The organism is Gammaproteobacteria bacterium (genome assembly GCA_013003425.1).
In the GTDB taxonomy this organism is placed as follows: domain Bacteria; phylum Pseudomonadota; class Gammaproteobacteria; order Steroidobacterales; family JABDKV01; genus JABDJB01.
Window position 1 is genome coordinate 16,009 of sequence record JABDJB010000088.1, and the last position, 11,258, is coordinate 27,266.

An 11,258-nucleotide genomic window follows, 5' to 3' on the forward strand; every position below is an offset into this window, starting at 1 on the left:
CCTGCGTTGAAACCGAACCGATATGCTAAGCGTTTTCGGCCGGCTGCGCACTTGTTAAAACAGGCTGCGCTGCTCCGGTTGCCCTGCCTCCCGCAACAGCAGATTTGCGGCGAGACCGGATGTCCGCTGCGAAACCCGCTGGATTGCCTGGACCAGCGCCGTGCTGCTACCAAATACATTGACGCTGTTGCGCGCCCTGGTCACGGCGGTGTACGCCAGCTCACGCCCCAGCAGCTCGTTGTCCTGGCCGGGAACGACCAGCGCCACATCGTCGAACTCCGACCCCTGCGACTTGTGCACGGTCATAGCGTAGACGGTGACGTGCTCCGGCAGCCGCGGTGGCGACAGCAGCCGGACACCATCGGCCGAAGCGAAAACCACCCTGCTCTCCTCGCCAAGCCTGAGTGTCACACCGACGTCGCCATTGAACAGCTGTTGCTGGTAGTCGTTGCGGGTAATCATGACAGGCCGTCCGGCGTACCAGGTATCGCGCGTATCGGCCAATCCGGATTCGGCCAGTGACTGCTCGGCCAGTGCATTCATGCCGGCCACACCGGTAGACCCATGGCGCACGGCGCACAGCAGACGGAATTTTTCGAAACAGGCCAACGCCTCGGCGGGATCGGTGCTGGCGTCGATGGCTGACATGTAGCTACGCAGGTGGCTCAGCAGCCATGGCAGAACAGCATCCCGGACTGCCCGGGCGGTATCGGCTTCATGTAGCTGGACCGACGCCTGAGCCGGGTCGCGCAGCAGCTCAAGCGCCCTGGCCGAATCGCCGGCACGAACAGAATCGGCCAGCTGGCCAATGCCGCTGTCGGCTGAAAACCTGAAGCTGTGATCAAGAACGACCACGTTATCCTGCAGCGCGTGGCGCTGCTGCTCCTGAGCTGCAATCCCGATACCGACGCCAGCCAGCTGCTGCTGCAGGCGGGTGGAGTAAATATCGTTGCCGGAACAGATGTCGCCCAGCACTGAACCGGGTTCCACCGAGGCCAGCTGGTCTTTATCACCAAGCAATATCAGCCGGCTGTCATCAGCCAGCGCCTCAAGCAATTGCGCCATCAGCGCCACACCGACCATCGACGCCTCATCGACCACCACCACGTCGTACGGCAGCCGATTGTCCGCACCATAGCGGCTGTGCCCCGGATAAAGCTGCAGCAGACGATGCAGGGTCGCCGCCTCGTGTGGCAACTGTTCGCGCAATCCCTCGGTCGGCAGACCTGATTTCGCCTCACGCACCGCATCGCCGACGCGCATCGCCGCTTTGCCGGTTGGCGCAGCCAATGCAATGCGCAATCCCGGCTGCAGCCGGAGCAACAGCGCCAGTATTTTTACTACCGCCGTGGTTTTGCCGGTACCCGGTCCGCCGGTAACCACCGTCAGGCCGCGCATGGCGGCAATGGCTGCAGCAAGTTTCTGCCGCTTCGCACGCGGATCAGCAAAGAGTCTGTCGAGCTCACTGCTGAACAACTCTGTGTCGTGAGCTTTGATGTTTATGGCTGCGCGTTGTAACAGCGCATCAGCCACGCGGCGTTCGTAATCCCAATAGCGGTAAAGATACAAACGATCATCGTTGTCGAAAACCAGCGGCCGGTATTCGCCCGGGCGGCCAACTATCGCGCTGGCGTGCAACATTGTGCGTATCGCTGCGGTGTCACCGGAAAGACCAGCAATATCCAGCGCGATGTGTCCGGCGGCCGTACTTCTGACCAGCTCTTTTACGGTCTCCGACAATTCATCGCTGCCTGCAGCCCGGCACAGCAACTGCGACAAATGGCGGACGAGAAACTCTGCGCGATCAGCGTTATTCACCCGGGTCACCACAGAAAAGTTTTTCCAGGGTTTTCATCAAGTCTGCACCGGGGCGGTCGTGATAAACACCAGATTCCGGTCCGCTGTCCGGGCGCATCCCGCGCAGGAACAGGTAATAGACACCGCCAAAGTGTTGCCGGTAGTCGTAGTTCGCCACACAACGACGCAGATGACGGTTCAGCGCTACGCTGTAAATGAGGTACTGCAGGTAGTAGTCGTGCCTGGCGATCTCGCCGGCCAGCGCCGGCTGGCTGTAGTCCCGCTGCGCATTACCGAGCCAGTTCGATTTGTGGTCGGCCAGGTAATAGCGGCCATCCGCCTCGAAAACCAGGTCGATATAGCCGTGCATGAAACCACCGGCGACGCGGAAATTGAGCTGCTCCAGTCGTCGTTCGATTGGCCCGCCGGTGGCAAAATCACCAAGCGCGTCGGCGAGACCTGCTGCCCGCAGCGGCTTAAGCGGAAAATAGAATTCCATCTCGGTAACCCGCCGGGCATCCTCGACATCGCGCAGGCGCAGCGACCCGCCGCCATCGAGCGGCGTTGCGAGCACATCGAGCGCCATCTGCTGCAACACCGGCGCCAACTGCTCATCGAAACCATGTTCTGCCAGCGATTGCTGTGCCATCGCCAGAACCTGCGGTGGCGCGTCGCGGAACGATATGTTCTCCAGCAGGTGATGCATGCAGCGGCCGGCCCGGGCGCCGCGCGGAAAAGCGTAAATACCCTCCGGCTCCCGCGCATCAACCTGACCGGGGGAATGCACGGCATCGTAGTCATGCGGCTGCTCAACGGCATCGCGGGTCAGTGCGCTGAAGCTTGCTACGCGCCAGCCGCCAGGAACATCGTGGCTCAGGCTGCGAGCTTGCAGCACGCTGCCGGAAGCGACTCCCTGGTCCAGTCGGCGGCTGCTGATTTCAGGCAGCGCTTCGACGATAACGCCCGGCGCGGCCAGCAGCTGCAGGCGCGCCAGCAGCTCCTCGTCAGTCGCTGGCAGGCTGGTGCCCGCCGGGTCGCCGCGACCGTGCAACAGCCAGGTCAGCCCGGCCTCATTGGCAGTGTTGATACGACCCCAGACTACCGTGCAGGAAACCTCTGCCCGGGTCATTGCTACATAGGCCAGTCGCACGCGTTCGGCAAGATCCTCGACTGTCGCCCGGGCAAAACTCGAATCCTGCTCATCGCTGCCAAGGTCCAGAACCGGACGGTTATCGTTATCGTGAAATTCGATAACCGGGTTGCCACGCTTGCGGGTACGGGCGTTCCACAGGTACGGGCAGTAAACGACAGGAAACTGCAGCCCCTTGCTCAGGTGGATGGTAATAATGTTTACCAGGTTTTCATCGCTTTCCAGGCGCAGCAGCATCGACTCATCGTCAATACCCAACGTGCGCTGCTGTACCCGCATCCATTCCAGGACCTTGTCCAGCCTGCCGTGACGCAATGCAGATTCGCGCTGCAGCAGCTCAGCAAGATGCATCAGGTTGGCATAAGTCCGCTGGCCGTTTGGCCACTGCAACACGCGCTGCTCGACTGAAAAGTCGCGGCACAGGCGACGAAACATGCGGGCAAAACCATGCTGTCGCCACAGCTGCGGATAAAGCGAAAACCGGTCGAGCAATTCCTGCCATTGCTGCTCGTTACCGTCGAGCGCAACAATTTTCCCGGCGGTATATCCCAGCATCCGGGTAGCCAGCGCAGCCCGTACCAGCGCGTGATGCGCCGGCTCGACGACTGCCCGCAGGATCACGAACAGCTCATCCGCTTCCAGCGTACCGAAGACGTTTTCGGTGCTGCGTTGCATGCTGTCGACACCGCGCGTGGCCAGCGCGTCACGCACAAAGGCACCCTGCTCATTGGTATTGACCAGCACCGCGATATCCCGCGGACGCAGCTGATGGCCGTCACCAAAACCGGCCTTAGCAGCGAGTGTCTGCTCCAGCACGCGCACTATGTCGCTGGCAACGGCGGCCGCAATTTCAAGCTCGGCCGCCGGCTTGCCGAGGCGCTTTCCGTCGCCGGCCGGCACGTGCCACCAGCGCAAGGCCGGCTGGGCCACGCCATCGAAAGATAACCCGGGCTTTTTCTTTGCTGCAGCCGAAGGGCTGAAACCGATGCTATCGATCACAAAGGGATTAGCTGCAGCGGAAAATACGGCGTTGATGCCGGCGACCAGCTCGGGCGTCGAACGATAGTTGCGGTCCAGACGGTAGCGGCGGTCAGCGTGCTCACGCGCGTCGAGATAGGCATGCACATCGGCCCCACGGAACGCGTAGATCGCCTGCTTCGGATCGCCAACAAAGAACACGGGCAATTCATCCCTGGCGAACAGGGTCGCAAAAATTGCGAACTGCAGCGGGTCGGTATCCTGGAACTCGTCAATCAGAGCGGCTGCATATTGCCGGTGTGCCGCCTGCACCAGGCTGTCACGCCGTGGCGAATGCAGCGCCACATAAACGTCGCGCAACAAATCATCAAAATGACGCACGCGTCGGTCACGCTTGCGCCGTGGCAACTCTGTCTCGGCATAAGCGAGCAACCGGGCGCGAAAATCTGCCAGCCGCCGGCGCTGCTGCGCTGCCAGGCGCGCCGCAAGCTGCAGCACCTCGTCGAGCCGCTCGAAGCAGTTGTGCTGCGGCACATCGAAGCCTTTTTTTGTTTTGCCGGCAAGGGCCGATGCTGCCAGCGGCGCCAGCTTTTCCAGTCCGGCGGTTGGCCGGTCACCCCCGGACCACGTATTGGCTGCAGCCAGCAGCTCTGCGAGCTTTTTCTGCAGTGTCTTGTACAGGCCGGGGTGCCCGTTGAGCACCGCACAGATTTCGTCGTGGCCCTGACGCCAGTGTTGCTGCAGCTCGCCGGCTGCAACGAGCAATCTCTGCTCGATATCGTCGTCTTCAAAGTCGGCAGCCAGCACCCGGTGCAGCGGCGGACGCCCGAGATACTTGCCGAGCTGGCGCATCAGCCTGGCCGGACTGGCCCGATCCACGAGCACCTGCACCCATTCCGGGGTGCTGTCGCGCGCCTCGGCATGCCAGAAATCCTCGACTACCTGTCGCCGTAGCCCATCGTCGTCAGTGACCAGGGTGGCATCCAGTGGCAGACCGGCTTCAAAAGCGGCATCAGTCAGCAGGCGCTGGCAAAAAGCATGAATGGTGTAGATCGCCGCCTGGTCGAATGACTGCAGCGCCCTGGTGATGCAGCGAATGGCTGCATCACGATCGGTAATCGACTCCATGAATACCTGGTCGTCGTCATCAGCGTCACCGGTTTCGAGCGAGGTCCGTAAATGCTGCAGGCGGGACCGTATACGCTCGCGTAACTCGGCCGTGGCCGCCTCGGTAAAACTGACGACCAGTATCTGGTCGACGGTCAACTCGGCTTCCAGCAGCAACCGCAGATAGACCGCGACGATGTTATAAGTCTTGCCGGTGCCCGCATTGGCCTCCACCAGGCTGATGCCCTGCAGCGGCACGGTCATCACATCCAGGGCCTGGTAGCGGCTCACTGCTGTTCCTCCAGGTGGTCACGCAACGGCCGGTAAACAAGTTCTGCCAGTTCGGCGAACAGCGCCCAGTCGACGCCCCCGGCGAAAACCCGGTGGCGGTAGGGATCGGTGTTCTCGGTTCTTTTGTGATAATCACCTTCGAATTTTTTGCGTGCCTCGGCAAGGGCGCTTTCGGCGTCTTTTGTTTCGCGTGCGACCGCGTATTCCCAGCCTGATTCCGGAAAGAACGGCACTGCCTCTGACATGCCACGCTGATACAGCTGCAGTAGCGTATGCAGCAGCTCCCGGGGTTCTGCAACCGGTGCAAACCGTAAAGACATGTCATTGGCGCGCCAGTGCGACACGCTGGCAACGCCGCCCGGACGCTCGACGTTCAATATCAGGTGACGCAGCCACAACGCCAGGCAGTCACGACCCCGGGTTCGCCCGTAGCGCCAGGCAAAAAGGCCGTCCGGGTACAGGCCCTCCAGCCTGCCGCCAAGCCGGATGCCGGCGAAATCCCGGGTGAAATCGTGTACTGCGGGGGCTCCCGGTGGCAGGAATTCGACCAACGCCTGTTCCAGCCGCTCCCCCTGCTCCAGCAGCTTTTGCATGACCAGCCTGCCGGCCGGGCCCGACGGAGCCGGCGCCAGTTCCTGCAAAATTTCGCCGATGCGTTGTGGCTCAACCCCCGCGCGGGCCAGCCTGAGGTAACGATCGCCCAGGCTCCATGCAGCGAGCGGATCGAGGCTGATTGCGTCATCCGTGGCAATCGGATCGGCTTCCCCGTCATAACTGATACGCATCCGCTGCTTCAGCAGCGCCTTTGTCGGGTTGTGAAAAAAACCGAGCAGCGCAGGCAGCGTAATGCTGACAGCTTCCTCCGGCGACGCTAACGGCCGCTGCATGAACGGCTCTACCTCCACACGGCCGGATGCCGGCAGGATATCTGCGTAACTGAAAAACTCGGCCGCGGATTCATCAAAATAACGCGGACTGAACGGCTGTACCCGGTGCGTCGTGGTAATCGCGCGGGCAGCGTCCACACCATCGGGGTGCGCAAAGCTGCGGTCGCAATAATCGAGCAATTCGCTGACCAGCACTGAGGGCGGCAGCGGGGTGTCGTCGCGAACACTGCGACCAACGTAGCTGATGTAAAAAACCTCGCGCGCATTTAACAGGCATTCGAGAAACGCCTGGCGGTCGTCGTCGCGCCGCGACCGGTCGCCGCGACGCGGACTGCGCGCGATGAGATCAAAACCCGGCGGCCGCTCAATACGGGGGAAGGCGTTATCGTTCATACCGAGCAGGCAAATTACCCGGAAAGGAACGGTACGCATGGGCACCAGGCCGGCAAAGGTAACGCCATGCCCGAGATAGCCGCGACCGGACGTTGCGCTGTCTAGCTCACGCAGTACCCAGTCGAGCGCAACCTCGAAGTCGATTAACCCGCTATGACCGGCAACCTGTGCGTGCTGCGACAGCACAGCGATCGCATTACGCAGCAGCTGTGCTTCCTGCTCCTGCTCTTCACCAACATCGATGAACTGCTCAAACTGCTGCTGCAACCATTGCGACCAATCCGCCACGCTACGTTGCGTCGCCATCTGGACGTGCATGCGCCGCAGCCGTTCGAGGTATTCCGCCACGCTGCCCAGGGCACCGGCATCCGAACCGGCAGCAGCATCGCTGGGCAAGATGCCGGCGAACGTACCGGTGGATTCGCCGGGCAGGGCCACACCCAGCAACAGCCGGTCGAGCCCGTGCCGCCAGCTGTGACGCCCGTCGCTACGACCGAATCCGCTGCGTTGTGCTGCGTCCAGGCCCCAGCGCACACCAACGTCTCGAACCCAGTCATGCACCTGACCCAGATCGGTCTCGGACAGACCGAAGCGTCGCCGCACCGGCGGCGTCTCGAGCACCGCCAGCACCGCATTGGCGTCGAAGCGTTCCTGCGGCAGGTCGAACAACCCAAGAAAAGTATCGATGAGCACAGCCTTGCGACGGCGCTGGTCAGTTACGCTGAACGGAATACGCCCGGCCGTGGCAAAAACCGCATCAATCAACGGCGCGTAGGCATCAATGTCAGGCGTCATTACCAGAATGTCGGAAGCAGAAAGGCCGGTATCGGCATCGAACAATGCCAGCAGCTGGTCGTGCAGCACCTCGAGTTCACGTGTAATGCTGTGACAAACATGCACCTGGATCGAGCGATCACCAGGTGTCATTGCTACCGTCGCCGTCTCGTTTGCGCCCGGATCGACGAGGTTGAGAATCTGCGACTGCACTGCCCGCAACACGGTTGCATCACCCGGGTCGGAAAAATCTTCCAGGATTACCGCGCTACCCAGCTCCTCGATCTGGTCGGGCAAGTCGCGTCCCTGACCACCCCACGAGGCGAGCAATGCATTACCACTTTCAAGGTATTGCAGCTTCTCATCAGCCACGCCTGCCAGGCGGCCGAAGTCGCGTGCGGGAACGATATGCGCCCAGTGCTCGCGGCAGGGATTGGGTAACAGCACATTTACCTCGATGTGTTTTGCCAGCAGCTGCAGCACATCCAGGTAGGCTGGTGATAACAAAGAAATACCGAACATTGTTACCCGCTTCGGCATCTCGCCGCGTATCTGTCCGGGCGGCAGTGCTTCAAGGCGACGGCGCAGCTCCATCCAGTCCGGCTGCTCGGTCTCGGCGGCAAGCCGGCGCCATAATTCGGGTTGCCAGCCACTGCCTTCGCCGCAGCGCCACTGCTCGATCCAGTCCGGGCGAAAAACCAGGTACTGGTCAAACTGCCGGGCCAGCCGTTCTGCCAGTTCGAATCGCTGCCGGTCATCAGCGCGACACCAGTGGCGGATCTCCTGCAGGGCGTTGTCGTCGGCCGCTTCATGTAACAGCCGATGCAGACGCCACGCCATGACGCCTGGATCATACGGTGAGCTTTCCGGCACCGCGGGCAGCAGCCGGTGATAAACGCGCCAGACGAAGCTGCCCGGCAACGTAAAATCGAGATTAGCGCTCACCCCGTGCTGTGCCGCAAGCTGCAGCCACAGCCACCGCGCCAGGCCCTGGTTCGGGACAATCACTGTTTCCGGCTGCAACGGATCGCTTTGCTGCAGTATCCCGCTCAGCCGGTCGGCGAGCAGCTCCAGCCGGTTGCTGTAGACAACGTTCAGCACAGGTTGAGTCTACCTGATCACTGCCCTGCGACCCGGCCAGAAAAAAGGCCGGCGCAGAGGCCGGCCTCGAGCGATGTTTTGTGCCTGACTAGCGAATTGCTGTGCGCAGCAGGTCGAATACAGGATCCGGCCGCGCCGCGGGCTGGGTCGGCGGCGTGCTCAGGAAGTAGGCAAGAGATTCGACAAAATCGACGGCACAATCGAGCGCGCCGGGGCCTGCCTCGCATTGCGACGTAAACAGCTCCTGCCAGTTACTGCATGCTGTAACGATGCCCTGCATGATGCCTGCTGCCGATCCGGGCGCCTGGAGCTCAGCCGATAGCGCCTGCACCGTCAGCTGGCCCGCGGTGATGCGGCAGTCGTTTCCGGCCAGGTCAACAGTTATCGGGTCATTGTCCTCCGGATAAGCCTCGTAGTGACAGAAGTACTCGTAGAAAGGCTCACCCGCAGCCATCCCCAGCGCATCTGCCGTATAGCGGCCCAGCATGATTGGCACGTCCTGCCCGTTGAACTGTATTGCGCTGGCCTGGGCTGCCAGCTCGGGGTCAACCGGGCCGCCGCCGGAAACCGACGGGTTGAGCATGGCATCACCCCAGATCTCGATTGCCTGCGCGACAAGCGCAGTGTTTTCCAGCCCGAACGAGGACCCGGCGCTGGCCGGAGCACACACGCCGTCACAGATATCCGGTGTCCAGGCACCGGTAGTAAGATCTGACTCGATCGAGCAACCGGCACCAAATACGCCGTCGGGCTTGATATCACGCCATGCACAAATGTCTTCGGTAGCGAAATTGCCGGGACCGTAGTTACAGAACAGGCTGCCTCCGCCGCCGTTGCAGTCAAAAGAAAAATAGCAGTCGCAGGGCGGCTGGCCGGGGTCCGCACCGGTCGGGCCCGGCGCGGCAAGATACAGCTGGCGCATGATGCCGACATCCTGCAGGTCGACAAACGCGTCGCCGTTGAGATCTGCATCGGGATCTGGCGTTAGAAAACGAACCCGCATGATGCCCAAATCGAGTGCGTTAACCGTAAAGTCGTTATTAAAATCGGCATCGCACATATTGCCGTTATAATCGCCGTCCGTATCGCGCTGCAGCGGGTTGGCAACCAGCGTGCAGTTGTCCTTGTTATCGTCAAAGCCATCGCCGTCACTGTCCCAGACGTCCTGCGCCAGCGCGGCTGTCGAAAAAAGAAACAGGCAGGCAACGGCAAGCGTTTTCTTCGTCATGATGCTCATGACTGACCCCCGGTGTAGTTATATTAATTGGCAGGCTATTCAGTGTATCCAGCTGGCGGCGCACACGCAATCGAGGGTTTAACGATAACTGGCTGTTACGTGGCGTTTCTGCCGCTCTTTAACGAAACCGGCGCCTTATGTCCTGACCCGGGCCGTGTGTCATTTATCTCGCGGCCGGATTTTCTCCAGCTCATCAACGGTCCGCGGCCAGTCATCTTTAAGCAGTCGCGACAAGGAGCGATCGGCGAGAATTCGTCCACCAGTCTGGCAGCCTGGACAGTAATTGGTTTCGCTGCCGGCATAACGTATGCGCTGCACCGTCGCGTCGCAGTCGGGACACGGTTTACCGTATCGTCCATGAACTGCCATGCCGTCGCGAAATGCCGTAATCCGGCGCGGAAATCGTTCGCCGCTGTCGAGGCGCAGGCGGCTGATCCACGCCTGCAACACATGCACGACAGATTGGTGCAGCTGGCGCACCTGCTGATCGCTGAGCTTCTTCGACTGCGCAAACGGTGACAATCGTGCGTGGTGCAGTATTTCATCCGAGTACGCATTGCCGATACCGGAAAATATTCGCGGGTCGGTGAGTGACCGCTTCAGCGTGTGATTACGCTGCCGCAGCCGGTCAGCAAACTGCTCGAAGCTGGTGTCGAGTACCTCCAGGCCGCCGGGATCATGCTGCGGCAGCTCACGACTGCTGACAACATACAGCGATGCACGCCTTTTGCTGCCCGCCTCGGTAACCCGCAGATTGCCGTTGCTAAAAACAAGGTCGGCCAGCACATTGCGCCCGGCACCTGCCGGTCGCTTTGCTGACCACTGCAGGCGACCGGCGATCATCAGGTGAATCACCAGCCAGCAATCCGGCTGCAACCCGATGGCAATGCGCTTACCCAAACGTTGCAAATCGCAAACAACACGGCCGGTTAGATCGTCCGTTATTACACTGCGAAGAAAGAACGGGTTATGCACAAACACTTCAAGCAATTCCGCACCACAGATGCGCTTCTGCAACGATTCGAGATAAAGGGTTATGTCAGGTAGTTCCGGCACTGTTAAGTTGGCGTTGCGCTTTCGCCTGAATGCACTACACTATCGTGGATCGAGTTGTGCGTCCGGGGGATAAGAGACGTCACTCGCATAAAATAATAATTAATCGGAGCGGTTGGATGAGAGACAAGAAAAGCGCACCGCCTGCGGCGCAAATTTGCGATGAGTGTTTCAAAAAGCAGTGCAAGCCGTCGTTTGCCAGCGATGAATTTTATTGCGAGCACCAGCTGGTGTGGGCAATCCGGCGGCCCGACGGTGGCTGGCTGCTAAGCACCGAGGTTTCGCCGGCCGATCACCAGGCCCTGGTCGAAGATGCGCGCCGCCTGCAAACCATTGACGAGGCACCTGCTGCCGATATCGCTGCTCCCAGCGTGCATTAGGCTGTATTTTAGCGCTTTTACCATATTTATCAGTGTGTTTTTGACGCTTGGTAACAAGCTGTAGTCTAATTGTGCCCACAATAACCGGCGGCCTGTGTAAGTCGCTGACC

Annotated in this window: 6 protein-coding genes; 1 reads left to right on the forward strand and 5 read right to left on the reverse strand. The window is 60.8% G+C overall.

What is annotated here, in order from left to right:
* Positions 1–54: 54 nt before the first annotated feature.
* The 5 genes from recD to HKN06_12330 form a co-directional block, all read right to left on the reverse strand.
* Positions 55–1,818, reverse strand: a complete 1,764-nt coding sequence (recD, locus tag HKN06_12310) for an exodeoxyribonuclease V subunit alpha (GenBank protein ID NNF62092.1) — start codon at positions 1,816–1,818, stop codon at positions 55–57.
* Positions 1,811–5,323: an exodeoxyribonuclease V subunit beta gene (gene recB, locus HKN06_12315; protein NNF62093.1), complete on the reverse strand. Its 3,513-nt coding sequence runs from the start codon at positions 5,321–5,323 to the stop codon at positions 1,811–1,813. Before recB ends, recD begins: the two co-directional genes overlap by 8 nt.
* On the reverse strand, positions 5,320–8,478 hold the full coding sequence (recC, locus tag HKN06_12320) for an exodeoxyribonuclease V subunit gamma (GenBank protein NNF62094.1): 3,159 nt from the start codon (positions 8,476–8,478) through the stop codon (positions 5,320–5,322). The genes recB and recC overlap by 4 nt, the downstream gene beginning before the upstream one ends.
* A gap of 88 nt (positions 8,479–8,566) precedes the next feature.
* Positions 8,567–9,715 (reverse strand): hypothetical protein, encoded by a 1,149-nt coding sequence (locus HKN06_12325; GenBank protein ID NNF62095.1) that lies wholly within the window; start codon positions 9,713–9,715, stop codon positions 8,567–8,569.
* Between the two features lie 159 nt (positions 9,716–9,874).
* Entirely contained in the window at positions 9,875–10,771 is an 897-nt protein-coding gene (locus tag HKN06_12330) for a formamidopyrimidine-DNA glycosylase (protein NNF62096.1), read from the reverse strand.
* 116 nt (positions 10,772–10,887) lie between these two features.
* On the opposite strand from HKN06_12330, the gene HKN06_12335 reads away from it, so the two are divergent.
* A complete protein-coding gene (locus HKN06_12335; protein ID NNF62097.1) occupies positions 10,888–11,148 on the forward strand; it encodes a hypothetical protein in 261 nt (86 codons plus the stop codon).
* The last annotated feature ends 110 nt before the right edge of the window (positions 11,149–11,258 follow it).